General features: G+C 63.9%; 22 protein-coding genes, 1 rRNA gene and 1 pseudogene. 18 read left to right on the forward strand and 6 right to left on the reverse strand.

Going from position 1 to position 25,443, the window contains the following annotated elements; translation table 11 throughout:
* Positions 1-106: 106 nt before the first annotated feature.
* From rrf to LQR33_RS16250, 18 genes are all read left to right on the forward strand, one after another.
* A 5S ribosomal RNA gene (gene rrf / locus LQR33_RS16165) occupies positions 107-221 on the forward strand.
* Between the two features lie 405 nt (positions 222-626).
* Positions 627-4,220 (forward strand): trifunctional transcriptional regulator/proline dehydrogenase/L-glutamate gamma-semialdehyde dehydrogenase, encoded by a 3,594-nt coding sequence (gene putA, locus LQR33_RS16170; protein ID WP_231469689.1) that lies wholly within the window; start codon positions 627-629, stop codon positions 4,218-4,220.
* Between the two features lie 133 nt (positions 4,221-4,353).
* Entirely contained in the window at positions 4,354-5,580 is a 1,227-nt protein-coding gene (locus LQR33_RS16175; RefSeq protein WP_166438618.1) for a branched-chain amino acid ABC transporter substrate-binding protein, read from the forward strand.
* A gap of 485 nt (positions 5,581-6,065) precedes the next feature.
* Positions 6,066-7,316 carry a beta-ketoacyl-[acyl-carrier-protein] synthase family protein gene (locus LQR33_RS16180; protein WP_221665815.1) on the forward strand — a complete coding sequence of 417 codons (1,251 nt, stop codon included), beginning with the start codon at positions 6,066-6,068 and terminating at the stop codon, positions 7,314-7,316.
* On the forward strand, positions 7,316-8,113 hold the full coding sequence (locus tag LQR33_RS16185; protein ID WP_166438616.1) for a MaoC family dehydratase: 798 nt from the start codon (positions 7,316-7,318) through the stop codon (positions 8,111-8,113). The genes LQR33_RS16180 and LQR33_RS16185 overlap by 1 nt, the downstream gene beginning before the upstream one ends.
* A 28-nt stretch (positions 8,114-8,141) precedes the next feature.
* Entirely contained in the window at positions 8,142-8,411 is a 270-nt protein-coding gene (locus LQR33_RS16190; RefSeq protein WP_166438615.1) for an acyl carrier protein, read from the forward strand.
* A 13-nt stretch (positions 8,412-8,424) separates the two neighbouring features.
* Positions 8,425-9,327: a diiron oxygenase gene (locus LQR33_RS16195; RefSeq protein ID WP_166438614.1), complete on the forward strand. Its 903-nt coding sequence runs from the start codon at positions 8,425-8,427 to the stop codon at positions 9,325-9,327.
* The gene (locus LQR33_RS16200) at positions 9,324-10,859 is read left to right on the forward strand and encodes a phytoene desaturase family protein (protein WP_231469691.1); all 1,536 of its coding nucleotides are present in this window, start codon (positions 9,324-9,326) and stop codon (positions 10,857-10,859) included. The genes LQR33_RS16195 and LQR33_RS16200 overlap by 4 nt, the downstream gene beginning before the upstream one ends.
* A gap of 24 nt (positions 10,860-10,883) precedes the next feature.
* Entirely contained in the window at positions 10,884-11,630 is a 747-nt protein-coding gene (fabG, locus tag LQR33_RS16205; protein ID WP_166438612.1) for a 3-oxoacyl-ACP reductase FabG, read from the forward strand.
* Positions 11,631-11,672: 42 nt separating this feature from the next.
* The gene (gene fdxA / locus LQR33_RS16210; protein WP_166438611.1) at positions 11,673-12,011 is read left to right on the forward strand and encodes a ferredoxin FdxA; all 339 of its coding nucleotides are present in this window, start codon (positions 11,673-11,675) and stop codon (positions 12,009-12,011) included.
* 12 nt (positions 12,012-12,023) lie between these two features.
* Positions 12,024-12,437, forward strand: a complete 414-nt coding sequence (locus LQR33_RS16215; protein ID WP_166438610.1) for a DUF3995 domain-containing protein — start codon at positions 12,024-12,026, stop codon at positions 12,435-12,437.
* Between the two features lie 85 nt (positions 12,438-12,522).
* A complete protein-coding gene (locus LQR33_RS16220) occupies positions 12,523-12,888 on the forward strand; it encodes a cysteine-rich CWC family protein (RefSeq protein ID WP_231178383.1) in 366 nt (121 codons plus the stop codon).
* A 41-nt stretch (positions 12,889-12,929) separates the two neighbouring features.
* A complete protein-coding gene (locus tag LQR33_RS16225; RefSeq protein WP_231469693.1) occupies positions 12,930-13,685 on the forward strand; it encodes a hypothetical protein in 756 nt (251 codons plus the stop codon).
* A gap of 201 nt (positions 13,686-13,886) precedes the next feature.
* Entirely contained in the window at positions 13,887-14,270 is a 384-nt protein-coding gene (locus LQR33_RS16230; RefSeq protein ID WP_166438608.1) for a hypothetical protein, read from the forward strand.
* A 17-nt stretch (positions 14,271-14,287) separates the two neighbouring features.
* The gene (locus tag LQR33_RS16235; RefSeq protein ID WP_231469695.1) at positions 14,288-14,641 is read left to right on the forward strand and encodes a DUF4180 domain-containing protein; all 354 of its coding nucleotides are present in this window, start codon (positions 14,288-14,290) and stop codon (positions 14,639-14,641) included.
* Positions 14,642-14,809: 168 nt separating this feature from the next.
* Positions 14,810-15,592 carry an enoyl-CoA hydratase/isomerase family protein gene (locus LQR33_RS16240; RefSeq protein WP_221664735.1) on the forward strand — a complete coding sequence of 261 codons (783 nt, stop codon included), beginning with the start codon at positions 14,810-14,812 and terminating at the stop codon, positions 15,590-15,592.
* 10 nt (positions 15,593-15,602) lie between these two features.
* Positions 15,603-16,025 carry a VOC family protein gene (locus tag LQR33_RS16245; protein WP_231469697.1) on the forward strand — a complete coding sequence of 141 codons (423 nt, stop codon included), beginning with the start codon at positions 15,603-15,605 and terminating at the stop codon, positions 16,023-16,025.
* A gap of 270 nt (positions 16,026-16,295) precedes the next feature.
* Positions 16,296-20,063: a galactose oxidase early set domain-containing protein gene (locus tag LQR33_RS16250; RefSeq protein ID WP_231469699.1), complete on the forward strand. Its 3,768-nt coding sequence runs from the start codon at positions 16,296-16,298 to the stop codon at positions 20,061-20,063.
* A 37-nt stretch (positions 20,064-20,100) separates the two neighbouring features.
* Here LQR33_RS16250 and bluB read toward each other — a convergent pair whose 3' ends face one another.
* The 6 genes and pseudogenes from bluB to LQR33_RS16280 form a co-directional block, all read right to left on the reverse strand.
* Complete coding sequence (gene bluB / locus LQR33_RS16255; protein ID WP_231469701.1) at positions 20,101-20,745, reverse strand: 5,6-dimethylbenzimidazole synthase; 645 nt, start codon at positions 20,743-20,745, stop codon at positions 20,101-20,103.
* A complete protein-coding gene (locus LQR33_RS16260; RefSeq protein ID WP_231469704.1) occupies positions 20,742-22,034 on the reverse strand; it encodes a cobyrinate a,c-diamide synthase in 1,293 nt (430 codons plus the stop codon). The genes bluB and LQR33_RS16260 overlap by 4 nt, the downstream gene beginning before the upstream one ends.
* Complete coding sequence (gene cobO / locus LQR33_RS16265) at positions 22,034-22,636, reverse strand: cob(I)yrinic acid a,c-diamide adenosyltransferase (protein ID WP_231469706.1); 603 nt, start codon at positions 22,634-22,636, stop codon at positions 22,034-22,036. Before cobO ends, LQR33_RS16260 begins: the two co-directional genes overlap by 1 nt.
* 29 nt (positions 22,637-22,665) lie before the next feature.
* The gene (locus tag LQR33_RS16270) at positions 22,666-23,688 is read right to left on the reverse strand and encodes a FecCD family ABC transporter permease (RefSeq protein ID WP_231469708.1); all 1,023 of its coding nucleotides are present in this window, start codon (positions 23,686-23,688) and stop codon (positions 22,666-22,668) included.
* Positions 23,685-24,653 carry an ABC transporter substrate-binding protein gene (locus LQR33_RS16275; protein WP_231469710.1) on the reverse strand — a complete coding sequence of 323 codons (969 nt, stop codon included), beginning with the start codon at positions 24,651-24,653 and terminating at the stop codon, positions 23,685-23,687. The genes LQR33_RS16270 and LQR33_RS16275 overlap by 4 nt, the downstream gene beginning before the upstream one ends.
* 254 nt (positions 24,654-24,907) lie before the next feature.
* Positions 24,908-25,441, reverse strand: a pseudogene (locus LQR33_RS16280) (ABC transporter ATP-binding protein); the annotation flags it as partial.
* Positions 25,442-25,443 lie beyond the last annotated feature (2 nt).

A 25,443-nucleotide genomic window follows, 5' to 3' on the forward strand; every position in this document is an offset into this window, starting at 1 on the left:
GTAGGACACCGCCAGACGCCCAATACGATAGCGCCGAGTCCATGCGACTGGGCGTTTCGCTTCGAGAGAAGCGAATCCAGAATTACGCGACAGCGTTCACGTTTTTTCTGGCGACCATAGCGAGATGGTCCCACGCCTTCCCATCCCGAACAGGACCGTGAAACATCTTAGCGCCGATGATAGTGTGGCATTCGCCATGTGAAAGTAGGACATCGCCAGATTCCCGATAAAAAGCCCCAGGCATTGGCCTGGGGCTTTTTGCGTTTCTTGCTCCGGGCTGCACCGGAGGTGAAATTTTTTGTCGCATCCTGCCGCTGTATATTAATCTGATCTATGAAATGCAGACAGTATTCGATTGCTATCAAATCTGAAATCCGTGTCGGTTTGGCGCGATATCGGTGCGGTAAATCGGGAGGGGCTGCGGGCGAGAGGTTGGTTTGATCATGCCTTTGGGGTGGAGGCGCGCGTGGTTTGATCCGCTTGGAAAGCCTTGCGCTGACTGATTTTGATAGCGTTTAAGTGCTAAAGAATATTTTATATTGTCAAACAAAACTGCCATCTCTTGTATACAATAGACGGTTCACCCGGACGCGAGGCCGGGGCTGCAAACAATATCGGAGAAACCCATGCAATTCGAATCCTTTGCTCATCAGCAGTCCGCTCTGCGCGACGCCATCACCGCCGCTTATCGGCGCGATGAACGCGAATGCGTACAGGCGCTGTTGTCGCAGGCGGCGATGAGTCCCGAGCAGGTCGCATCAGTACAGGACTTGGCACGCAGGCTGGTGACCGAGGTGCGCCGCGAGCGCACCCGCTCCAGCGGCGTGGACGCGCTGATGCACGAGTTCTCGTTGGACAGCAGCGAAGGGATCGCCCTGATGTGTCTGGCGGAGGCGCTGCTGCGCATCCCGGACCGCGAGACGGCTGACAAGCTGATCCGCGACAAGATTTCCCGCGGCGACTGGAAGGCCCACCTGGGCAACAGTTCGTCGTTGTTCGTCAACGCCGCGGCCTGGGGCCTGCTGGTGACCGGCAAGCTGGTTTCCTCGCACAGCGCTAATGGCCTGTCGGCCGCGATGACGCGCCTGATCGCCAAGGGCGGCGAGCCGCTGATCCGCAAGGGCGTCGATATGGCGATGCGCATGCTGGGCAAGCAGTTCGTCACCGGCGAAACCATTGAAGAGGCGCTGGCCAACGGCCGCGAGCGCGAAGCGCGCGGCTACCGCTTCAGCTACGACATGCTGGGCGAGGCGGCGATGACCGAGGCTGATGCCCAGCGTTACCTGAAGGACTACGTCACCGCCATCCATGCGATCGGCAAGGAGTCGAACGGCCGCGGCATCTACGATGGTCCCGGCATCTCGGTGAAGCTGTCCGCCATCCACCCGCGCTACAGCCGCCTGAAGCACGAGCGGATGATGGCCGAATTGCTGCCGCGGCTGAAGGCGCTGTTCTTGCTGGCCAAGCAGTACAACATCGGTCTGAACATCGACGCGGAAGAGGCCGACCGCCTGGAAATCTCGATGGATCTGGTCGAGGCGCTGGCCAACGATCCGGATCTGAACGGCTTCGAAGGCATCGGCATCGTGGTGCAGGCCTACCAGAAACGCTGTCCGTTCGTGATCGACTTCCTGATCGACCTCGCGCGCCGCACCGGCCATCGCTTCATGGTGCGCCTGGTGAAGGGCGCTTATTGGGACGCCGAGATCAAGCGCGCCCAAGTGGATGGTCTGCCGGGCTATCCGGTCTATACCCGCAAGGTGTACACCGACGTGTCCTATCTTGCCTGCGCCAAGAAGTTGCTGGCCGCCCAGGATGCGATCTATCCGCAGTTCGCCACCCACAACGCCTATAGCCTGTCCGCGGTCTACAATCTGGCCGCCGGCAAGGATTATGAATTCCAGTGCCTGCACGGCATGGGCGAGACCCTGTACGACCAGGTAGTCGGCAAGGACAAGCTGGGCAAGGCTTGCCGCATCTACGCGCCGGTGGGTTCGCATGAGACGCTGTTGGCTTATCTGGTACGCCGCCTGTTGGAAAACGGCGCCAACTCCTCCTTCGTCAACCGCATCGTCGATGAAAGCGTATCCCTTGACGAGCTGGTGACCGACCCGGTGGCCGAAGCGGCCGCCTCCGCCGGCATGCCGCACAGCAAGATTTCGCTGCCGGAGGCGCTGTACGGCGACGGCCGCCGCAATTCCAAGGGTCTGGACCTGTCCAGCGAGCACGTGCTGGCAACGCTGCAACTGGGTCTGCAGACGTCGGAGCAGCAGCGTTGGGCGGCGTTCCCGATGCTGGGCGACGGCGATGTCACCGACGGCGAGCTGCTGGAAGTACGCAATCCGGCCGATCATGGCGATGTGGTCGGCAAGGTGCTGGAAGCCACCGCCGCCGACGTCGATCGCGCGCTCGCGCAGTCGGCGGCCATTGCTGCCGCCTGGGCCGCGACGCCGGTGGCCGAACGCGCCGCCAGCATCAAGCGCATGGCCGATCTGATGGAAGCGAATATGCCGGCTCTGATGGGCCTGGCGGTGCGCGAGGCGGGCAAGACGCTGAACAACGCCATCGCCGAAGTGCGCGAGGCGGTGGACTTCTGCCGCTATTACGCGGCGCAGATCGTGTCCGAGTTCGACAACGCCAGCCATCAGCCGCTGGGCCCGGTGGTGTGCATCAGCCCGTGGAACTTCCCGCTGGCGATCTTCATCGGCGAAGTCGTCGCGTCCCTGGCCGCCGGCAACACCGTGCTGGCCAAGCCGGCCGAGCAGACCAGCCTGATCGCCGCCTACGCGATTCGCCTGCTGCACGAAGCCGGCATTCCGCGCGCCGCGCTGCAACTCCTGCCGGGCCGCGGCGAGGTGGTCGGCGCCGCGCTGACCGGCGACGCGCGCATCCAGGGCGTGATCTTCACCGGCTCCACCGAAGTGGCGCAGATCATCAACCGCACGCTGGCCAAGCGCCATGACGATCCGGTGCTGGTGGCGGAAACCGGCGGCATGAACGCGATGATCGTCGACAGCTCGGCGCTGCCGGAGCAGGTGGTGACCGACGTGCTGAGCTCGGCTTTCGACTCCGCCGGCCAGCGCTGTTCCGCGCTGCGCGTGCTGTATCTGCAGCACGACATCGCCGACAAGGTGGTCGCGATGATCAAGGGCGCGATGGATGAGCTGGAAGTCGGCAATCCCGCCAAGATCACCACCGACGTCGGCCCGGTGATCGACTCCGAAGCCCAGGCTGGCCTGCTGGCCCACATCGCCAGGATGAAGAACTCCGCCCGCGCGATGCACCAGACCAAGCTGTCCGCCGAGTGCGAGCAGGGCACTTTCGTCGCGCCGACGCTGTTCGAGATCGACAACCTCAGCGAGCTGAAGCGCGAGGTGTTCGGCCCGGTGCTGCATGTGCTGCGCTATGCCGCGTCGGATCTGGACAAGGTGGTGGCCGAGATCAACGCCACCGGCTACGGCCTGACGCACGGCATCCACAGCCGCATCGACGAAACCATCGCCGACATCTGCGGCAAGATCAAGGTGGGCAACATCTACGTCAACCGCAACATCGTCGGCGCGGTGGTGGGCGTGCAGCCGTTCGGGGGCGAGGGCAAGTCCGGCACCGGCCCCAAGGCCGGCGGTCCGTACTACCTGTACCGTCTGACCCGCGCCGCCTGGCAGCCCAAGCTGGCGGCCGCGCATCAGGCCGCCGATCTGTCCGCGCTGGATGCGCTGGCCGCCGCGGCGAAGACGCAGGGTCTGTCGCTGGACGGCGCGATCGCCGCCGCGCGCAAGGAAAGCCCGCTGGCACATAATGTAATCTTGCCGGGCCCGACCGGCGAGAACAATGTCTTGTCCTTCGCCGGCCGCGGCCGCATCGGCTGCGTCGCCGACGACGCTCAGGCGCTGGCCGAGCAATTGGCTGCTGTCTTCGCCGCGGGCAACCGCGCGGTGCTGGCCGATGGCGAACTGGGCCGTCGATTCGCCTCTGCCTTGAATGGTCATGTATCTCTTGTGGCCGATGTGCTGGAAGCAGACGTCGAGGCGGTGTTGTACGCGGGTGCCAAGACTGAGGACGCTCGGCGCGAGCTGGCGGCCCGCGACGGCGCGCTGGTTCCGCTGATCCTGCGCGGCGAAAATGGCTACAATGTGCATCGGCTGGTGGTGGAGCGCGCGCTCAGCGTCAATACCACGGCGGCAGGCGGCAATGCCAGCCTGATGAGCATGACCGAATGATCAACTTGCCAGCCTCTGGCCGCGTTGGAATAATGCGGCCAGAGTTTTTACTTTAAGAGCAAGACTGGGATCCGGCCCCAAGCCGGTTGTGTAGAAGCGCGAAGTTGAAGCAACAAGGAAGAGGAACGAAGAGATGCAAATATCCAAGCTGTCCACCCTGACCCTGGCGGTTGCAGCCGCTGTCGCCCTGTCCGCCTGCGGCAAGAAGGAAGAAGCCGCGCCCGCGGCCGGCGCCTCAGCTCCGGCCCAGGCCAGCGCCGGCGGCGACGTGATCAAGATCGGCTTTGCCGCTCCGCTCACCGGCCCGCAATCGCACTACGGCGAGGAATACAAGAATGGCGTGACCCTGGCCATCGAAGACGCCAACGCCGCCAAGCCGACCATCGCCGGCAAGCCGGTGACCTTCGAGCTCAATGCCCAGGACGACCAGGCTGATCCGAAAACCGCCACCCAGCTGGCGCAGAAGTTCGTCGACGAGAAAGTCGCCGGCATCATCGGCCACTTCAACTCCGGCACCGCCATTCCGGCCTCCAAGATCTACTCCGACGCCGGCATCCCGATGATCGCGATGGCCACCTCGCCGGTGTTCACCGCCCAAGGCTTCAAGAACACCTTCCGCTCGATGACCTCCGACACCCAGCAGGGCAGCGTGATGGGCAAGTTCGCGGTTGAGAAGCTGCACGCGAAGAAGATCGTCATCGTCGACGACCGCACCGCTTACGGCCAGGGTCTGGCCGACGAGTTCGAAAAGGCGGCCCGCGCTTCCGGCGGCGACGTGGTGAAGCGCGAGTTCACCAACGACAAGGCCACCGACTTCACCGCCATTCTGACTTCGATCAAGGGCGCGAATCCGGACGTGGTGTTCTACGGCGGCGCCGACGCGCAGTCCGCGCCGATGGTCAAGCAGATGAAGCGCCTGGGCCTGAAGGCTCCGCTGATCTCCGGCGAGATGACCAAGACCCCGACTTTCCTGCAACTGGCAGGCAAGGAAGCCGACGGCACCATCGCCTCGCTGGCGGGCCTGCCGCTGGAGCAGATGCCGGGCGGCAAGGACTACGAAACCCGCTACAAGGCCCGCTTCAAGGCCGACGTGGCCACTTACTCGCCGTACGGCTACGACGCCACCCGCGCGCTGATCCAGGCGATGGAGCAAGCCAACTCGGCCGATCCGAAGGCCTACCTGCCGGTGCTGGCCAAGATCACTCACCAGGGCGTGACGTCCAGCAACTGGACTTACGACGACAAGGGCGATCTGAAGGATGGCGGCATCACCGTCTACAAGGTGCAGAACGGCCAGTGGACCGTGATGGAAACCGTGGGAGGCGGCGCGGCGGCCAAGGATGCTTCCGCAGCCAAGTAAACCAATTTGTCTTATTTAAACGAACGGCGCGGATATCCGCGCCGTTTTTGTTTTTGTGGGGAAATTGGAGAGAAAGAATTAATCTAATAAGTAATATTTTATCAAGTATATTATTTTAGGATATGGTTTTATTGAGGATTGGTTTTTCGCAACGGAGCCAATCTAATTATCTTTTTATCGAACATGTCGGTTGGAAATATATTTACAACATTTCTGAGGTATTGTAATTTCTATATGTCATGTTTTTGACTCTGGACAAACCAATTACGTCCGGTTTCATGAGCTGCTGTTGAGATTGTTTTGATTTTGACAGTCTGCGGTTTGGTAAAGCTTTTCCGCATCGGCTGCTTCAAACCCTCCCGGTTTTTATTTCATGGTTTTATTGTTTACTTAATGCGATTTGCTTCGTAGGGGATGTTTTTGCTTTTTTATAGCTTGGGATTTGTGACTTTTTAATTAATTTAGATCTGCAACAAGGGAATGTCATGGCAAATCGTAGAGTGGTAGTAACCGGATATGGTTCTTTGACCTCTCTGGGGGAGAACTCTGCCGAGGCGTGGGAAGCCATTATGAATGGCAAGCTGGGCTATCGAAAATTCGAGTTGGAGAACCAGCAAATTAAAGCCAAGTTCTTTTCCTTCCTAGATGAGAATAAAGCGCGCTATCGAGGCATTCCCAAAGCGATTTCCCGCGCGTTGCCGGCATTCGCCAAAAATGCGGTTGTGGCGGCCAGAGAGGCGATCGATATGGCGTTCGGCAGCCCAGAGGCAATTGCGGAGCATTATCCGGCGCATGAGTGCGGCGTCATCATCGGTACGGGATGGGGCGGCCTCGATGAAGCCTACGACATCCGCGACGCTTACCGCGATACCGGATTCGGCAGTCCTTTGGGCAGCCTGATCTCCATGCCCAGCATCGCCACTGGTGCTTGCACACTGATGTGGAATCTGCGTGGTTATCAGAATACGGTGATCGCAGCTTGCGCCACAGGCACTATCGCGATAGGCGACGCGTACGAGGCGATTCGGCAAGGGCGCGCCAGCATGATGCTGGCGGGAGGCTCCGAAACGCTGCGTAATGAAACCAATATCTGGAATATCGACGTTCTCAATGCTTTGAGCAAAGAGCAGCAGGATGCGGAGCGGGCCTGCTGCCCGTTTGATCGCCGTCGATCCGGCTTCGTGCTCGCCGAAGGCGCTGCGGTTTTGTGTCTGGAGGAGTTGGAGCATGCTCAGCACCGCGGTGCGACGATATTGGGGGAGATCAAAGGCTATGGCAGCTTTTCCGACGCCCGCGATTTCACCGCTCCGGCCGAGGACATGCTGGCTCGCGTCAAGTCGATCGAATTCGCGCTCAAACAAGCCGGCAAGCGGCCGGAGGACATCGACTACATCAATGCCCACGGCACTTCGACGCCATTGAATGACTTGAATGAATCCAACGCCATCAAGGCCGCCTTGGGGGGATATGCGAAGCATGTTCCGGCGTCCAGCACCAAGTCTTACAGCGGCCACCTGATTTCTGCTGCGGGCAGTTTCGAATCCATTATCTGCTTGAAGGCCATCGAGACCGGCATCCTGCCAGGCACCGCCAATCTGTTGGAATCCGATCCCGAGTGCGATCTTAACTATCTGCCGAACGGGCATCTGCATGGACAGACGGTGGATACGACTCTCAACCTCAGCTTCGGCTTCGGCGGCGCAAACGCGGCGCTGGTGATAGAAAGGGCGCGTTGATGCTGCTCAGTTTCGATAACAAGGCGATCGCGGACTGGGCGAAGCTGTCCGGAGATTACAACCCTATCCATTTCGAAGTGGAGCGGGCTAGGGAAACCGGCGCCAACGACATCATCGTGCACGGCATGCTGCCGCTTTTGCATATCAAACAGCGGCTGAGCTCGGCGTTGCCCTCCGATTCCAGCAGGGATTGGGTATCGGTCAAGGCCATGTTCCGCTCGCCCGTGCTTCGCCAATTGCCGCATGCGCTGGAAATTCAACCAGGCAAGCAGCGCAGCCGCTTTTCCCTGCGAGCGACACATGACGCTTCCGAGGTGATGGCGGGCAGCGTATATCGCTCCGTACCGGCGGAGTCGCCGGAGCAATCGGCAAGCTTTTCGATAGACCGGCAGTTGTTCCGGGAGAAAAGAGCGGTGTTTGCGGAGGCTTTTCCGGATTTTGACCGTGCTTGGCTATTGGTGGACGCGCTGACTTTTTCCCAATTCCTGTCCAGCGAAGTACCGTTTTCCATCGTCAGCGATCTAGCGAAGATGAGCGGCATTTCAAGCCAGCATGAATTGATGGATGCCGCCCTGACGGTGCAGACGGCCCATACGGTGATGGTCGAGCCGGAGCTGTTCCGCATGCCGCTGAGCCAGCTGAAGGATCCGGGGGAAATCCGTTGCGAGCTGCACCCTCCGGTGACCGTGCCCAATAACAAGGACACCTTGTCTGGTCTGAGCCAATTTACCGTGCGGCTGGATGGCCGTCCGGTCATGCAATCGGAAGTGGGCCTGCTGGTTCGCTTCAAACCTTGAGTCTTGTCCCTTCGCTAAAGGAAGCATCATGTTGAACGAAACCCAAATCTTTGACGAACTGAAAACGCTGATTCTGGACATGAAAGAGATCGAGGAGGACCAAGTGCAACTTTCCTCCAGCTTCGAGGCGCTCGAACTGGACAGCCTGGATTTCGTAGAGGTTCAAGTGTCGGTGAAGAAGCGCTACGGCGTTGATTTGGTCTCCGATTTGTTCGCCTCTGGCAAGATCGTGGATATGGGACAGCTGGTCGGCTATATCGCCGTAGAGACTGCCCAGAAGAACGTAGCAGAAGCCTGATCGGAGAAACCGCATGGAAACGTCCACTGTTGTGCGCGACCCGCTAGGCCTGTCCGACGAGAGCCGACGCAAGGTGCAAACGCTAATCCGCGCTTCGCACCGCAAGACCATGGAGTTGGAGAGCGTATTGCCATGGGAAAACGGCATCAATCTGAGCCTGCCGCCGAAAATGGAAACCGGCAGTTGGATCTACGGCACGCCTTATTGGGATGCAATGACTCCGGAGCAGCGCCATGAAACCCTGTGGAAGGAAACTGCCCGCGATGTGTCGATGTTCATCTGGCTGGAGCAGACGCTGCCGCCGTTGTATGTCGGCTATATCAACCGCTTCCGTTTCGACCTGTCGCCTGAGGTGTATGAGTATCTGATGATCTTCTCGCGCGAGGAAATCACCCATACGCTGATGTTCCGGCGCTACATGAAGATGGCGGGACTGGAGCTGTTCCAGCCGCCAGGCGGCGCTTACGGGAGCTTTGTCGAGAAACTGCCGATGATGAACCCGGTGATCGGCATATTGTGGACGCTGATGATCGAGTGGGCCGCGGAGCTGAGCGCGATGTATCTGACCCAGTCGGCGGAGGTCGAGCCTCTGACCAAGATGATGTTTCATGAGCATCATATCGAGGAGGTGCGTCATATCGCGTTCGGCAAACGTATCGTCGAGCATTTCTTCGATACTGCCCCGGAGGCGGAGCTGGCTGCGATGCGAGCGCAAATGGGCCAGTTGCTGCGCCACTTCAAGGCGGAGATGACTTTCAACAGCGAAATATCCAAGCACACCTCGTTTGTCTTCCCGATACAGCCGGGCGATGAAGAAGCGATCGCGCTGGTGAGAGGCTCGGCTAACAACCAGCGTCTGAACAGCGAGCGTTTCGCAGAGTTGGATCAGTGGTTCGCAGAACTGGGGATTGTATGAGCGAGGCGGTCTGGGACATCGTTTGTGTCGGCTCCGGCATTGCTGCGCTGACTTATGCGGCGGCCCTGACCGCGCAGCGCCCGGGCTTGCGGGTTTTGTTGCTGGAGCAGCATACGGTGCCAGGGGGATATTCGAGCGAGTTTGTGCGTCCCAAGCAAGACGCACGGTTCGATTGCAGCTTGCACAAGCTGTCCGGCATGGGCGAGCAAGGCAACCTGCGGCAGGTGTTTCGCGCGCTGGGGCTGGAAGAGCAGATCAATCTGCACTTTTCGCCGGTATTGTTCCAGGCGGCCGGACCGATATGGCTGGAAGTGTCGGAGTCGCCGGAACAGGCGTTGGATGGCTTGCTCCAGGCATTTCCCAGCCAGCGCGAAGGCCTGCTGCGGTTTTTCGACGACATCGCGGTGCATGGAAAGAACGGCTATCTGCAGTTCGAAATGTTGCAGGGGCGATACGAGCCGGATTTCGCCGCGATGCGGTATGCCCGCAAGCATCTTAAGAACATCACTGTACGCGATGCATTGCTGGGGATGTTCGACGATCTGCAACTGTGCGAGCTGCTGGCGCTGCCGTCGATCTATGTCGGCTCATTCCCGGAGCAGTGCAGCTATCTGTACTTCCTGCACGTGGTTTATGCCAATCTGTACATGCGCAGCGCCTACATGGACGGCGGTTCGCAACGGTTGTCCAATCTGCTGGTGGAGCAGATACGGGCGCGGGGCGGAGACGTGGTGCTAAACGTTAACGTTGAGCGCATTCTGGTGGATAAGAGCACTATGCGCGCGACCGGCGTGGCGACCGATCGAGGAGAGTTTATGGCGCGGGAGGTCCTGGTCAACGCCTCTCCGGTCTATGCGCTGGAGCAGCTGTTCGAATCCATGCCGGAGTTGGAGGCCCCGCGGCAGCTTGTGTCTAGGATACGGCCAGCCAATGCCACCAGTACGCTTTACTTGGTGCTGGACGAGGATCCTGCCCTGCTGGGGCTGCCGCATGCGGAAACCATGCTGCTGGCTGATGATCCGGATGCCGCGTGGAGCGCGCGCGAACGCTCTCGCGCCGATCCCATGAGCGAAGCGTTGGCTGAGGAGGCCTATTGGCAGCGCTCGTCTTTGGAAATCACCAACTATCACGCGCTGGACGCGAGCGGCGGCAGGGTGGTCATCGTCAATGCGCTGGATGATCCGCGTCATTGGCCGCGGCGGAAAACGCCCGAATACCGAGCCAAGAAAAAACGCGGCCAGCAAGCGCTGCTGGAGCGCGTGGGCAAGCACTTCCCGGATTTGTCGGACCATATCGTTTATGCGGAGCTGTCCAGTCCGCATACCTACCAGCGATACACCAATAATACCGCGGGGTCTGGCTATGGCGCGCTGGTTGCGCCGGATGCCGCGCCGGCTTTGATTAACCACCGCTTTCCTGTGGCCGGCGTCAGTTTTCTCAGCGCCTGGGTGGCGGGATCGGGCTACGAGGCCGCAATGGGGTATTCGATGTTCAAGGCCAGCACGGCGGCTCCCGCCGCGGCAGGCGTTTGAACGACATCAATTGAAGGAGCGGCAATGCAAGACGAAATCATGCAACCCTGGGTGTTGGTGACTGGTGGCAGCCGAGGCATAGGCAAGGGCCTGGTGTTAGAGCTGGCGAAAGACTACCGGGTTGTTTTCACCTACAAGAGCAACGCGGAGCAGGCGCGCGCAGTGGAGGAGTCTGTCCTGAGAATGGGTGGAGAGGCTTATGCGGTCCAGTGCGACGGCAGCGATCCCGAGGCCGCGAAGCGCTTGGCGACGCAGTGCCTGGAGCGTTTCGGCCCGCCGTACGCCGTCATCAACAATGCCGGCGTGACCCGGGATGGCTTGATGATCTCCATGCCGCTGGGGGCATGGCGCGACGTGATGTCAGCTAATCTGGACGCGGTGTTCCATATCACGCAGGCGTTCTTGCCCGCGATGTGCGGTGAAAAACGGGGCGCGGTGCTGCTGATGTCTTCCGTCACCGCGATCAAGGGCAATATGGGCCAAGCCAACTACGCGGCGACCAAGGCGGCCATGGCGGGGCTGGCCCGCACCTTGGCGCTGGAGACCGCCCGTTTCAAGATCCGAGTCAACGCGATCGCGCCGGGTTTGATCGACACGGACATGGCGGACGATATTTCGGATAAGGCGCGGCAACAGCTGGAGAGGAACATCCCCTTGCGTCGCTTGGGCACGGTTGGGGAGGTGGCGGGCTTAGTGAGGTACTTATTGTCCGATGCCGCGGCTTACATCACCGGACAAACCATCGTGATGGATGGCGGACTCAGCAGCTGAGGCGGATACGGCGCGGAGGGGCCGCGCCGATAGGAGAGCATCATGACTTATGTTGTTTTAAGCGACTGCATAGGCTGTAAGCATTCGGATTGCGTGGATGTCTGTCCGACCGACAGTTTTCACGAAGGTCCAAACATGTTGGCCATCAATCCCGATGACTGCATCGACTGCGGCCTGTGCGTGCCGGAATGTCCAATCGATGCGATCCGGGAGGACAAGGCTGTGCCGTCCCACGAGAGCGATATGATCGCGCTTAATGCCGACTTGGCGCAGCGGTGGCCCAATATAACCAAGAGCAAGCCGGCTTTACCGGAGGCCGAGGCCTGGAGGGGAAGGCCAGACAAGCTGCAATATTTGGAGGATTATTCCGAAACCGTCTGATGGAGCCAAAACATGCTGAGTTTGACGCTGTGTCTGGTTTTTGCGCTGATTAGCGCGATACATTTCTATTGGGCGCTGGGGGGGCGGGTCGGGTTTTCCTCCGCCATTCCGGAGGTGGATGGTCGGAAGCTATTCCAACCGTCGGCGATCGGAACGGCCATTGTCGCCTTGCTGCTTGCTCTGTCTGCGGTGGCAATCGCTTTGCATGAGGGAAGGTTTTTCCCGGAAACAAGCTGGTTGGCGCGCTTGTTGAAATGGGGATTGTTGGCGTTGAGCGCTGGCATGTTGCTGCGAGGCGTCGGCGAGTTCCGCTATGTCGGCCTGTTCAAGCGGGTCAAGGGAAGCCGCTTCGCCCGCAACGACACGCGTTTCTATTCCCCGCTGTGTCTGATGTTGGCTGCTGGGCTATTCTACCTCGCGTGGTAAGACGGCTGTGTATGGACGGGCAGGCCCGTCCATACTTCTCATATCCGGTTTCGACAGCCATCTTGGGAAGAGATAGCATGCGGATATGAACAAAGTCAGCGGTAACAAGATGGCAAAAACCGAGCTTTCGCCTTGCATTGGCATATGCAGGCTGGACGATAGCGGACAGATCTGCATCGGCTGCCGCCGCACGCTGGATGAAATCGCGGGGTGGTCCCGCTACGGCGAGGAGCAGAAGGCGCAGGTCTGGCGGCGGCTGTTGGCGCTGCCGTTGCCGGTGCAAGCGAAGACCTGCCCTCAATGCGGCAGCGGCTTCGCCTGTGGCGCTGGAGGTGAGAGTGGCGGTTGCTGGTGCGCGGATCTGCCGCTCGAGCTGTCGCCGAGCGAGGCCGACAGCGACTGTTTGTGCCCCGCCTGCTTGCAGAAGCGGCTAAGTCTCCGGGATGAATAAGAAGGCAAGCCGGCAGACGTATCCATCTCCATGTCAATGGAATGGAATGGAATAATAAGATTTCTTATCTAAAACACCTGTCCATGCAAGAAAACATCAAGACGGCCCATCCGTATCTGCGCGTTTTTCCCGAGCCCGAACAAGTATTCGCCGATCCCGTCGCCCGGCACGCCAAACATTTGCTGCCCTGCGTGTCCATCGAATTGTCTGCAGTTAATCCCTCCTGGGAAGGCTGGATACACATGGTATTGCCTGCGGAGCCGCTGGGTGGCTATGTCGGCGACTATGGCGCGGATTACCACAATGAGTATCTGGCGCCAAACTGGCTGGCTTTCCGGCTAACCGAGTCTGGGCATTACCAGCTGTTGGGCGATTTTCGTTTCTTCGAGTTGGAAAACATAGCGGAAGATGGGGCGGATGGTATCAGGAGTGAGGTAGCGAAGCACTGCGAGACGCAGCATCGTGTGTTCAAGGAGACGCGGGACATTTATCGCCGCACTGGCTTATTGCATTCGGCGCTTTCCCGCGACGAAGCACGCGATGTCGCTTCCGAAGAGCCGGCAAACATCCTGACGCGACTGGGAGGAGGCGCGTTCAATGGCAATTGGTGTGACAGCGAAGGCGTGGGAGTGGATGAGAGCGACCCTGACTCCGCGGTCCCTATCGGACCCAACGGCGAGCGTTTTGAGTTCATCGCTAGCCTGGAAGGCCATGACTATCTTGCGAGCGGCGCCACCACGCTGCTGTTCTACCATCCAGAGACCCGCGTAGCGCTGCTGACTTTCGATTGGAGCTGACGCAAATAGCAATTCCAAGGCATGCGGGGCCATGGCTGCCACTGACATGCTTGGCATCGCCGTATTCTGCCAGTCTAAATGTCATTGACATTGTTGTCGTTTCTAATGACATGATGCGTAGATCACTGCGGAGATATCGCCATGAGAGAACGTAACGCAGAAGTTTGGCCGCCCAGCCTGAGTCGGGCTCTGGATGACAAGTTGGACGTTCTGAAACAGCAGATCCGGGACCGAGCCGGAGAAATCGCCCGTTACCGGAGCGAGGACGATGCCGCCGGAGTCCAGGTCGACGTTGGTTCGCTGGGTCTGGCGGTGGACGAGCTGCTGCAAGGGCGCTCGGTGGCGGAGCGGCCTGGCTTTTTTGACCTGTTTCCCCCTTTTACCTGCGTATGCGCGTTGCTGTGCCTGGCTTTCGCCGGCTTCGGCCTGTTGTTTCCGCTGTTCGCCGATTCGGTGGCCGGCGCAGGCAAGGGCTCGGCGCTGGTGGCCGGTTTCCTGGACATCGCCAAGATTTTCGCCGGCGCGATCGTCGGCTCCACTTCTTCCGTCGTGCTTGCGGCGTCCCGGACGCGCCGGCAGGGCTGATTTCGCTTGGAAAAAATATGGCTTATCAAGTGTTGGTTTCGGGCGAGCACCGCGCGCTGGAATGGCGTGGCGAGTTGAGCGACGCGTCCCAGGCGGTCGAGCTGGTTTCCGCCTGCATCGGCGAAGACTGCGCGCGCTTGCTGATTTCGCATGAGGTTTTGCCGGCATCTTTTTTCCAGCTGGGCAGCCACTTCGCCGGTGAATTCCTGCAGAAGCTGCAGAATTATCGGCTGCAGACCGCGGTGGTGATAGACGCGGAGCGGGACTATGGCGAGCGCTTCGGCGAATACTTGCGCGAAGCGAGGCGCGGGCGCTTCTCGCGGCTGTTCCTGAGCCGGGAGGAGGCGCTGGACTGGCTGGCGGCGCGCTGACAGTAGCGGCCGCGCTGTCGATAGATTGGCGCGGGCGCCCGCAAGCCTTGCCGGCTGCTGATGCGAGGCGCGCTGCGCCTGTTCGGCGTGAACGAGCCCGGCCGTTCTGAGGGCTCGATCTTACAACTTGATGCCGCGCCTTGGCGGCGCGGCAGGCATGGAGGCGGGATGCTGGAACGGGACGTGGTGCGCAGCAAGGCGGAGGGCGGCATCGCGCGGCTGGAGCTGAACCGGCCGGACTGCCTGAACGCGATGAACCGCCAGCTGCTGCGGCAGTTACTGGCCGCGCTGGAGTGGGCGGCGGCCGACGACGCGGTGAGGGCGGTGATCATCACCGGCCATGGCCGGGTGTTTTCCGCAGGAGCCGACATCCGCTATCTGAACCGGGCGCCGGCGGCCGAAGTGCGGGAGCTGGCCAGGCTGGCGGTGGCGGTCACCGGCCGGATCGAGACGCTGGGCAAGCCAGTGCTGGCCGCGATCAACGGCGACGCGCTGGGTGGCGGCTTGGAGATTGCCGAGGCATGCGCTCTGCGAGTGGCGGCCTCGCACGCCCGCTTCGGCCATCCGGAAGTGAAGATAGGCGCGGTGGCCGGTTTCGGCGGCACCACCCGCTTGCCCAGGCTGATCGGCAAGGGCAGGGCGGCGGAGATGTTGCTGACCGGCAGGCTGATAGACGCCGACGAGGCGTGTCGGCTGGGCCTGGTCAACCGGGTGGTGGCGGCCGAAGCGCTGATGGCCGAGTCGGAGGCGCTGCTGGGCGAAGTGCTGGCCCAATCGCCGCTGGCGGTGAGGCTGAGCTGGGAGGCGATGCATCGCGGCTTGTCCTTGTCCGAGGACGAATCGGCGCGGTTGGGCGCAGACTACTTCGGCCTGGCGGCGCAGAGCGAGGATTTCCGCGTCGGCACCCGCGCTTTTCTGGACAAACGGGCGCCCAAGTTCAAGGGGCGCTGAGGAGGCGATCATGAGGCCGCGCATCACCTTGCTGACGCTGGGCGTCGATGATCTGGAACGTTCGCTGGCCTTTTACCGCGACGGGCTGGGATTGGCGAGCGAGGGCATCATCGGCGCCGAGTTTGAGCACGGCGCCGTCGCTTTTTTCGAGCTGGAAGGCGGACTGAGGCTAGCGCTGTTTCCGCGGGAGAGCCTGGCTCTCGACGCCGGCCTGCCGCAGCAGCCGGCCAGCGCCACCGAGTTGACGATAGGTCACAACGTCGCTTCCCGCGCGGAGGTGGACGCGGTAATGGCGCAGGCCAGCATGGCCGGCGCGGCCATCGTCAAATCTGCCCAGGATACGTTCTGGGGCGGCTACGCCGGTTATTTCCAGGACCCGGACGGCCATTTGTGGGAGGTGGCCTGGAATCCTCAATGGGAAATGCCGGAGTAGAGCCGGACGCAGCCGCGTAAGCAATGCTACGCATATCCAACGCGCGCTTTCTCCACTATCACTGATGGGCGGTTGACTGTCATTCGGGACGGTTTCCGTTTACCTTTCCATTCGCAGGGGCGGCCGCCGGCCGCGCACGCAATCCATCCCAAGTTCAAGCCATTGGCTTCTTTGTCGGGTCCCATCCCGGCTTTTTCCATCGATCCCTGATCGCGCCGCCGGCCTGGCGGCCACGCCTCCATGCGGAAGACTCACTAGGGAGTACTGAAGATGGCACACCAATGGCAAGCCCCATTCGATCCCCAAGCCGGGGAGGCTGACGACAACAAGAAGGCACTGGCCGTGCATATCGGGCTTCTGCCGATAGGCGCGCAGGGCGCGCTGGTCTATTTTTCCGGCAATCGCTGGGATGGCGGCAATCACCGGGCCGGCCGGGTAGACCACACCGTGTTGTTCGATTACGCGGCTCGGACGGCGTTGCGGCCGGGATCGCCGGTCGGCGCGGGGGGACTCGCGCCGGACGATTATCTGGACGTGTTCTGCAGCGGGCACGCGCTGCTGGCGGATGGCCGCTTGCTGGTGGCCGGCGGCACCAGCGCGATGCAGGTGGACGCGGCCAATCCCCACAACGGCCACTGGGGAGGCCTGCGCGAGGCAACGGTGTTCGATCCCGCCGCCATTCCGTCCTGGCAACCGGTCGCGCAGATGAACACCTGTCCGGTCGCGGGCTTCGCCGGCAAGGGCGGCGGCCGCTGGTACCCCAGCCTGGTCACGCTGGCGGACGGCTCGGTGCTGGCGCTGTGCGGCCACCCGCGCATTTTCCCCGCCAGCTATGACGAGGCGGATCCCGCCGCCTATCCGGCCACCGAGGACGATCCGCGCCACAACAACAACTCGCCGGAGCGTTTCATCCCGGCGGAAAACCGCTGGCAGCTGCTCAATCCTGACGGGCTGGGCGAAGGGTTCCTGCACGATTTCGCGGTGTTCTATCCGCGGGCCCACCAGCTGCCGGACGGCAAGCTGCTGATCGTGCAGCCGTTGTACACCTCGCCGCCGGATTCTATCGACTCGACCGGCCGCTGGGCCGGCAAGACCCTGCTTTACGATCCGCAGGCCCAGTCGGTGAGCGCGGCCTTCTCCGGGCCGCAGACGCTGGAAGGCGTGTACCTGAATCCGGGCTATGCGGCGCAATTCACCACCTCGGTATTGCTGCCGCTGCTGCCGGAGAACGGCTATCTGCCGACTGTGATGCTGTGCGGCGGCGTCAAGGCGATGAAGGCGACCATCGCCACCGGCGGCGAGGCGGGGTCGGAGTGGGGGCAGACCGGCGCGCGGCAGGCCTTCTTCAACCAGGACGGCCACATGGCGGTGCCGCCGCGCGCCAATGCGCTGGCGACGCTGCTGCCTACAGGGGATGTCTTCGTTTCCGGCGGCACCAATGCGTACAAGACTCTTACGGACGGCAGCCAGTACGACGAGCTGTTCGGGGTCAGGGTGCCGGAGATCTACCACCCGCAGACCGATAGCTGGACCGCGTTGACCGATGCGCCGGCCGCGGTGACGCGCGGCTACCATTCGGTGGCGCTGCTGATGAGCGACGGCCGGGTGCTGACTGCCGGATCGGAGCGGAACAACCAGTTTGGCGCGGCCAGCGCGGAATACCGGATGGAGATTTTCGAGCCCGACTACATCGCCGCCGGCAACCGCCCGGCGATAGACCACGCGCCGCCCGCCATCGCCTACGGCGAATCGTTCCAGGTCCGGTACGCGCTCGCCGCGGGCACGCCCTTCGGCTCGATCTCGCGGGTGGCGCTGACCCGTTACGGCTCGGCTACCCATGGGTTCGACTACGACCAGCGCTATGTCGGCCTGACATTCAGCCAAGGCGATGGCGGCGCGTTGCGGGTGGATGGTCCGCCTAATGGTAGCGTCGCGCCTCCCGGATACTACATGCTATGGCTGATAGACAGCGGCGGCCGGCCCTGCGCGCAGGCGGCGACGGTGCGGGTGGGGGGACAGCGCTTGTACGCGGTGCTGGACCGCTCGGTGTTCAGCGTCTACGAGGTTCATGCCAGGGCCGGAGCCGGCGGCGCCGGCGTGTTCTCCGCCGCCTTTTACGCGGTGTTCGACGGCTTTATCCCCAATGAGGTGATGGGTCTGACGCCGATGGCCGCCTTTTCCCAGGCGGGCCTGTCCGCCACGCCGACGCCGTCCGGCAGCGTGTCCAATCCGGCGCTGGAACTGCCGGGCAGCCCGCAGCTGATCCAGCGCACGGTCTTCTCTTTCGACTTGTCCATCGATGCGGCATCGGCCTTCGCCGGCATGAGCGGCGGGGACGCCGAGCGCCTGGTCACGCTGACCGTCAGCGCCGGCGACTGGCGCTGCCAGGCACAGATCGAGCTGGTGATGGAGCCCAGCCCCTTCATGCTGGACGGCCAGCCGCCCTGGCTCAGCGAGGATCTGAGAGTGTTCCAGGTGACGCCCCTCACCGCGTCGCGCTGGCTGCCCGGCCACAGCTGGGTGGACCCCAACGATTACATCCAGCACCTGATCGCCTGGCTGAACGCCGATTCCGCGCGCGGCCAGGCCTTGTTCGCCGAGCTGCCGACCGACGAGCAGGCGGCGGCTCTCAGCTTGCTGCCGACCGAGGACGGCACGCCGGGCGGCATCCCCCTGTTCAGTTTCGCGCTGGCCAGGGCGCGGCTGGACAGCACTGTGTCCGCCGATTACGCCAGGGTGATGTTCCGGCTGTTCCGGACCATGCGGCCATCGCTGGTCTACGATACCGCTACCCTTTACCGCCGGGTGGTGAATCCGGTGATGGCCGGCGGCGGAGAAGTGACCGAGGACGCGATTCCGCTGCTGGGCGTGGAGGGCGGCGACATCGTCTCCATTCCGTTCTTCGCCGAGCCCCGGGTGACGCCGTCGCATGACATGAAACAGCAGACCGACGGCGCGAACCGGATGACGTTGCCGGCGGGACCGGGCGAGGCGCTGCGCTTCTTCGGCTGCTGGCTGGACATCAACCAGCCGGGCGACAGGCGCTTCCCCCGCCATCCAGGGGATGCCACCCGTTTCGACAACCCAGCGGCCTTCCCTGGCGGCCTGGCCTCCATCCAGGAACTGATCGCTTGCTTCCACCAGTGCCTGGTCGCGGAGCTGCACTACAAGCTGGACCCGGCGGCGCCCGACCTGCCCCGGGCGGGAGACACGCCGTTCACCAGCGACAAGCTGTCGCAGCGCAATCTGGCGCTGACGTCCTGCGCCAATCCGGGCAACGCCGCCACCCGAGTGGTGCAGCACAGCTTCGAGCTGAAGAATACGCAAACCAAGGACGCGCCCCGGCAATCGATTGCCGCCGTGGCCCGCGGCGGCGGCATGGAGGCGTTGGTGTTGTGGTGGGACACGCTGCCGCGCAGCGCAGCGGCGGAGATCTACCTGCCCGGCGTCCGCGCCGAAGACGTGCTGGCATTGTTGCCGCCGGCCCAGGCGCCGGTCTGGCGGGCGACTGACGAGTTCACGCTGCGCATCGAATCGCTGGGCGATTGCGCCTTCCTGCCGCTGCCGCCCTCGCTGGATGGGCGCTCGCTCGCTGGCCTGTTGACCGTCATCCTGCCGGCGGGCGTCAGGGACGGCCAGCGCTTCCGCCTGTTCGGCCAGCACTTCGCCCGCGCGCAGCGGGTGGTCGGCGCGTTTGACCTGCAGGTGCGCGTCAGCGCCGACCACGCAGCGCTGCTGGCGGAGGACCGCGACCAGTTGGCTATCCTGAAGCACATCCTGGCGGCGACGCCGATGAGCGACAAGTGGTGGCCGGTGCTGCGCAGGCAGGCGCAGCAGTTGGGCGACCGGGTGGCGGGCTTCGGCGCGGACCCGGGCGCGGTGGCGCCTTCGCCGTGGGGCGCGGGCCCGCACCCGTCGACGCTGCCGACCGAGTGCGATGTCCCGCGTGCCGGACCCTGCGGCGACGGCGAATCCGAGGAGGTGGAGATAGACATCTCCGGCCGCCTGCGGCTGAGACTGACACGCAGGCCGGAATGATCCCGCGCCCGCCCGGCCATCGAGGCCGGGCGGGGCATCATTCGATGTCCGGCCAGCGGTCCTGGTAAACCAGATCGGCCAGGTTCTGCCGCCGCGCCCAGTTTTCCTGTTCCAGCATCGGTTTCTGGTAAAAAGCCTCGACGTGGCCGATGCACAGGATCGCCACCGGCCGCGCGCCGGCGGGCATCGCCAGCAGCGAGGCGAGCTTGGCGGGATCGAAGATGGATACCCAGCCCAGGCCCAGACCCTCGGCGCGAGCCGCCAGCCACATGTTCTGGATCGCGCAGGCCACCGAGGCCAAGTCCATCTCCGGCAGCGTGCGGCGGCCGAACACGTGCCGCTCGCGGCCGTCCATCAGCGCCGCCACCAGTACTTCGCCGCATTCCCGCAACCCTTCCACCTTCAGCTTCATGAATTCTTCTTCGCGCTCGCCCAGCGCGCGGGCGGTCTGGATGCGCTCTTCCTCCACCAGCGCGTGCAGGCGATGGCGCAAATCCATGTCGCGGATGCGGATGAAACGCCATGGCTGCATGAAGCCGACGCTGGGCGCGCAGTGGGCGGCGGCCAACAGCCGCTGCAGGGTGTCGGGATCGACCGGGTCCGGCTTGAAGTGGCGCATGTCGCGGCGTTCGCGGATGGCGCGGTAGACGGCGTCGATGTCGGATTGCGGGTAACGGCTCATTTCAGGAACAACCTTGCTGCGGCGATCGGGTTCGAAGGGAAATAGGCGTGGAAATAGCTGGCCAGCAGGCTGCCGCGGCGATACAGCGCCTCGCCGGTTCCCGCGCCGCTGGCGCGCGCGGCGCGGGCAATCGGCTCCAGCGCCGTTTCCAGCCGGGTGTAGTGGAAAGTATGGCCGCGCAGCGCGCCGCCGGGAAAGTCCATTTGCTGCAGGCCCAGCCCGCATAGCCGCTCTTGCAGCCTGGCGTGGCCGGGCAGCAGCCCCAGCATCGCCGCGCTGTAGCCGTCGCGATTGCTCAGCCTGTCCAGCAGGTAGAGCATGCCGCCGCACTCGGCGTACAGCGGCTTGCCGGCCTCGATGTGTTCTTGCAGATCGGCTTTCAGCGCCGAGTTGGCGGATAACGTCTCAAGATGCAGCTCAGGGTAGCCGCCGGGCAGGTAGACGGCGTCGCAGTCGGGCAGCGCGGCGTTGGCCAGCGGCGAGAAAAAGGCCAGCTCCGCGCCCAGTTGGGCCAGCATCTCAAGATTAGCCGGATAGACGAAGGCGAAGGCGGCGTCGCGGGCGATGGCGATGCGTTTGCCAGCCAGCAGTTGCGGCCATTCGACCTGCTTCACGGCGGGAAACGCCACAGGCGGCGGCGATTCTGCCAGCGCGGTGGCGGCGATCTGCGCCGCCGCGCGGTCGAGACGGGCGTCGAGGTCGGCGATTTCCTGCGCCTGCACCAGACCCAGATGGCGTTCCGGCAGCCGCGCAGCCTCGTCGCGGCGCAGCGCGGCCAGCAGCGGCGGATGGGGGGGCAGCTGCTGCGCCAGCATGTCGGCGTGGCGCTCGCTGGCGACATGGTTGGCGATGAAGCCGTGAAAAGCCAGGCCGGGACGGAAGCTGGCCAGGCCGTGGGCGACGGCGGCGAAGGTCTGCGCCATGCCGGCGGCGTCTATCACCGCCGCCAGCGGGATGCCGAGCAGGGCGGCCAGATCGGCGCTGCTGGGCGTGCCGTCGAACAGGCCCATGCTGCCTTCGATCAGGATCAGGTCGGCTTCGGCGGCGGCCTGATGCAGGCGGGCGCGGCAATCGTCCTCGCCGTTCATCCACAGGTCCAGGCCATAGACGGTGTGGCCGCTGGCCCGCTCCAGGATGTAGGGATCGAGGAAGTCCGGCCCGGTTTTGAACACCCGCACCCGGCGTCCCAAGTTGCGGTGGTGGCGGGCCAGCGCCGCCGTCACCGTGGTCTTGCCCTGGTGGGAGGCGGGCGCGGTCAGGAACAGCGCCGGGCAGGACCGCGGCGTCATCAGAATTCCACCCCGCGCTGCGCCTTGATGCCCTGCTCGCGGTAGGGGTGCTTGACCAGCCGCATCTCGGTGACCAGGTCGGCGGCCTCAAGCAAGGCTTCCGGCGCGTGGCGGCCGGTGACCACCACGTGCTGCATCGCCGGGCGGGCGGCGAAGGCGGCCAGCACCTCGTCCAGCGGCAGGTATTCGTATTTCAGCACCACGTTCAATTCGTCCAGGATCACCATCTCGTAAGCCTCGCTTGCCAGCATCGCCAGCGCCTGCTCCCAGCCCTTGCGCGCGGTGGCGATGTCGGCCTCGCGGTCCTGGGTGTTCCAGGTATAGCCTTCGCCCATGGTGTAAAAATCGCAGTTGTCGAAACCGCCCAGCAGGTCGCGTTCGGCGGTGTGCAGCGCACCCTTGATGAACTGCACCACGCCCAGGCGCATGCCGTGGCCGACGGCGCGCAGGCCCATGCCGAAGGCGGCGCTGCTCTTGCCCTTGCCGGTGCCGGTATTGACGATGAGCAGGCCCTTTTCTCCGGTGGCGGCGGCTTTTTTCTTCTCGAAGCCCGCCTTGCGCTTTTCGGTCATGCGCTGATGGGAGGCCGGATCGGTTTTCATAGTGTCGTCCTTGTGTGGGGCCGGCGCCGTCAACGGCGCAGCAGCCAGATGAAGAAGGCGCCGCCGACGGCGGCGGTGCCGACGCCGACCGGGATGTCTTCCGGCGCGATCAGCGTGCGGGCGGCGGCGTCCACCCAGATCAGGAACAGCGCGCCCAACAGCGCGCAGGCCGGCAGCAGGCGGCGGTGGTCGGCGCCGACGCAGCGGCGGGCGATGTGCGGAATCATCAGGCCGATGAAGCCTATCGCGCCGCTGACCGCCACCATGGTGCCGGTCAGCAGCGAGGAGGCGGCGAACACCGCCAGCCGCAGCCGGGTCACGCGTATGCCCAGCGTGACCGCGGTCTGCTCGCCGGCCATCAGCGCGTTCAGCGGCCTGGCGACTGTCAGCAGCGCGGCCAGGCCCAGGCATAGCGCGGCCAACGGCGCCGGCAGCAGCTCCCAGCGCGCCTGGCCCAGGCCGCCCAGCATCCAGAACAGCACCGCCGAGGCCGAGCGGTGGTCGCCCAGATACAGCATCAGATTGGCCAGCGCCATCAGCAGGAAAGACACGGCCACGCCGGCTAGCAGCAGCCGTTCGGCTTGCAAGCGGCGCTGGCGCACGGCGATGCCGGTGACCAGCAGGGTAGCCAGCAAGGCGCCGGTGAAGGCGGCCAGCGGCAACGTGGCGCCGCCCAGCACATTGCCGCTGAACAGCAGCACCGTCACCGCGCCTAGCGTGGCGCCGGAGCTGACGCCCAGCAGGTGCGGATCGGCCAGCTGGTTGCGGGTGGTGGCCTGCAAGGCCGCGCCCACCAGCGCCAGGCCGGCGCCGACCATGCCGCCCAGCAGCACGCGCGGCAGCCGCAGCTGCCAGATGATCAGGTCCTGGCCCGGCTGCCAGGCCGGCGCCACCGGCAGGCCCAGCTGGTGCAGCAGCACATTGGAACTGACGGAGAAGGCCACCGGCGCGGCGCCCAGACCGGAAGCCAGCGGCAGCGACAGAGCGAGCAGGGCCAGCAAGGCGCCCAGCAGCGGCCAGGCCGGCGGACGGTTGACGGCGGCGCGGATCACTTGGCGAAGGCCTCCGGGTGCAGGCCGCGCGCCAGCGCGATGATCGCGTCGGCGTTGGCGATGCCGGGCGTGGCGCTGTCGTAGGGCAGCACGATGAAGCGCTTGTCGCGCACCGCCGCCATCTTGTTCAGCGCCGGATGGTTTTGCAGGAAGGCGATCTTCTGCTGGGCGGCGACCTTGCCGTAATCGATGATCACGACGACTTGCGGATTGCGCGCCACCACGGTTTCCCAGTCGACGCGGGTCCAGCTGGCGTTGACGTCGTTCAGGATGTTGCGGCCGCCGGCGGCGCGGATCAGCGCGTCGGGCATCGCCAGCCGGCCGGCGCTGAAGGGGCGGTCCTCGCCGCTGTCGTAGACGAAGACCGACGGCGTGGCCTTGCGCTTGGCGACGCGGGCGGCGACGCCGTCCACCTTGGCGCGCATGCCGGCCACCACTTTCTGCGCGCGCGGCTCCACGTCGAAGATGCGGCCGAGGTTGCCGATGTCGCGGTAGACGTCGTCCAGGCTGGCCGCCGGGCGCTTCATCACGTGGGCGCACGATTCGCTGAGCTCGTAGACATTGATGCCCAAGGGCGCCAGCGAGGCCGGCGTCACCGGGCCGCCGACGCGCAGGCCGTAGTTCCAGCCGGCGAAGAAGAAGTCGGCGTTGCGCGCCAGCAGCGCTTCCGACGACGGATAGTCGCCCGCCAGCTCCGGCAGCTTGCCCAGCGCCTGCTTCAGCGGCGCGTTCAGCTTGTTCCAGGCGCTGATGCCGGTATAGCCGGCCATGCGGTTCTGCAGGCCCAGCGCCACCATCATCTCGGTCAGGTTGATGTCGTGGCTGACGGCGCGCTGCGGCGCGCGCTGGAAGGTGACCTTGCGATTGCAGCTGTCTATGGTCAGCGGGTAGGCGGTGGCGTGGGCCTGGGAGGCCAGCATCGCGGCTAGGCCGCAGGCGATGAGCAAAGGCGGGTTCAGTTTCATGCGTTTTCTTCTTCCAACAGGGTGATGCGGGGGTGGCCGGCTTGCGGGTGGCGGTCCACCAGCGCGCGCACGCCGAACACCTCGGCTAAAAGCCGGGGCGTCAATACGGTTTCCGGCGCGCCGCTGGCGACGATGCGGCCGTCCTTGAGCGCGTACAGCCGGTGGCAGAAGGCGGCGGCCAGGTTGAGGTCGTGCAGCGTGGCGACGGCGGAGATGCCCAGCCGGCGCACCAGGCGCAGCAGCGACAATTGGTGGCGCAGGTCCAGATGGTTGGTGGGCTCGTCCAGGATCAGCAGCTCGGGTTGCTGCGCCAGCGCCCGCGCCAGCAGCGCGCGCTGCTTTTCGCCGCCTGACAGCGTGGCGAAGGGCTGGTGCTGCTGCGCCGCCAGGCCCACCTGGACCAGAGCGTCATCGACGATGGCGTGGTCGGCGGCCGATCCGCCGCGCAACAGCGACTGGTGCGGGATGCGGCCCATATCGGCCACCTCGCGCACGGTCAGGCCGAAGTCCTCCGGAAACTCCTGCAGCACCACCGCCACGCGGCGGGCGAAGGAGGCGGCGGACTGGGACCAGATATCGGCGCCGTCCAGCCTGGCCTCGCCGGCCAGCGGCTTGTTGAAGCGGAAGGCGCAGCGCAATGTGCTGGTCTTGCCGCTGCCGTTGGGGCCGATGACGCCGACGAACTCGCCGGGCCGGACTGTCAGCGCGATGTCGCGCAGCAGCCTGGCTTCGGGCGCCGCAGCCGGGTCCGGCGACCAGTCGAGGCGATGCAGTTCCAATGCGCTCACCG

The sequence above is a fragment of the Chromobacterium piscinae genome (genome assembly GCF_021129175.1).
GTDB classification, from domain to species: Bacteria; Pseudomonadota; Gammaproteobacteria; order Burkholderiales; family Chromobacteriaceae; genus Chromobacterium; species Chromobacterium piscinae.

What these genes read in the sequence shown, in the direction of transcription:
- cobO (WP_231469706.1), bottom strand. Translation starts at nt 22,636, where the DNA reads ATGAAAACCGATCCGGCCTCCCATCAGCGCATGACCGAAAAGCGCAAG.
- LQR33_RS16200 (WP_231469691.1), top strand. Translation starts at nt 9,324, where the DNA reads ATGAGCGAGGCGGTCTGGGACATCGTTTGTGTCGGCTCCGGCATTGCT.
- LQR33_RS16190 (WP_166438615.1), top strand. Translation starts at nt 8,142, where the DNA reads ATGTTGAACGAAACCCAAATCTTTGACGAACTGAAAACGCTGATTCTG.
- fdxA (WP_166438611.1), top strand. Translation starts at nt 11,673, where the DNA reads ATGACTTATGTTGTTTTAAGCGACTGCATAGGCTGTAAGCATTCGGAT.
- LQR33_RS16235 (WP_231469695.1), top strand. Translation starts at nt 14,288, where the DNA reads ATGGCTTATCAAGTGTTGGTTTCGGGCGAGCACCGCGCGCTGGAATGG.
- LQR33_RS16225 (WP_231469693.1), top strand. Translation starts at nt 12,930, where the DNA reads ATGGAATGGAATAATAAGATTTCTTATCTAAAACACCTGTCCATGCAA.
- LQR33_RS16245 (WP_231469697.1), top strand. Translation starts at nt 15,603, where the DNA reads ATGAGGCCGCGCATCACCTTGCTGACGCTGGGCGTCGATGATCTGGAA.
- bluB (WP_231469701.1), bottom strand. Translation starts at nt 20,745, where the DNA reads ATGAGCCGTTACCCGCAATCCGACATCGACGCCGTCTACCGCGCCATC.
- LQR33_RS16175 (WP_166438618.1), top strand. Translation starts at nt 4,354, where the DNA reads ATGCAAATATCCAAGCTGTCCACCCTGACCCTGGCGGTTGCAGCCGCT.
- LQR33_RS16180 (WP_221665815.1), top strand. Translation starts at nt 6,066, where the DNA reads ATGGCAAATCGTAGAGTGGTAGTAACCGGATATGGTTCTTTGACCTCT.
- LQR33_RS16215 (WP_166438610.1), top strand. Translation starts at nt 12,024, where the DNA reads ATGCTGAGTTTGACGCTGTGTCTGGTTTTTGCGCTGATTAGCGCGATA.
- fabG (WP_166438612.1), top strand. Translation starts at nt 10,884, where the DNA reads ATGCAAGACGAAATCATGCAACCCTGGGTGTTGGTGACTGGTGGCAGC.
- putA (WP_231469689.1), top strand. Translation starts at nt 627, where the DNA reads ATGCAATTCGAATCCTTTGCTCATCAGCAGTCCGCTCTGCGCGACGCC.
- LQR33_RS16195 (WP_166438614.1), top strand. Translation starts at nt 8,425, where the DNA reads ATGGAAACGTCCACTGTTGTGCGCGACCCGCTAGGCCTGTCCGACGAG.
- LQR33_RS16220 (WP_231178383.1), top strand. Translation starts at nt 12,523, where the DNA reads ATGAACAAAGTCAGCGGTAACAAGATGGCAAAAACCGAGCTTTCGCCT.
- LQR33_RS16260 (WP_231469704.1), bottom strand. Translation starts at nt 22,034, where the DNA reads ATGACGCCGCGGTCCTGCCCGGCGCTGTTCCTGACCGCGCCCGCCTCC.
- LQR33_RS16185 (WP_166438616.1), top strand. Translation starts at nt 7,316, where the DNA reads ATGCTGCTCAGTTTCGATAACAAGGCGATCGCGGACTGGGCGAAGCTG.
- LQR33_RS16250 (WP_231469699.1), top strand. Translation starts at nt 16,296, where the DNA reads ATGGCACACCAATGGCAAGCCCCATTCGATCCCCAAGCCGGGGAGGCT.
- LQR33_RS16240 (WP_221664735.1), top strand. Translation starts at nt 14,810, where the DNA reads ATGCTGGAACGGGACGTGGTGCGCAGCAAGGCGGAGGGCGGCATCGCG.
- LQR33_RS16275 (WP_231469710.1), bottom strand. Translation starts at nt 24,653, where the DNA reads ATGAAACTGAACCCGCCTTTGCTCATCGCCTGCGGCCTAGCCGCGATG.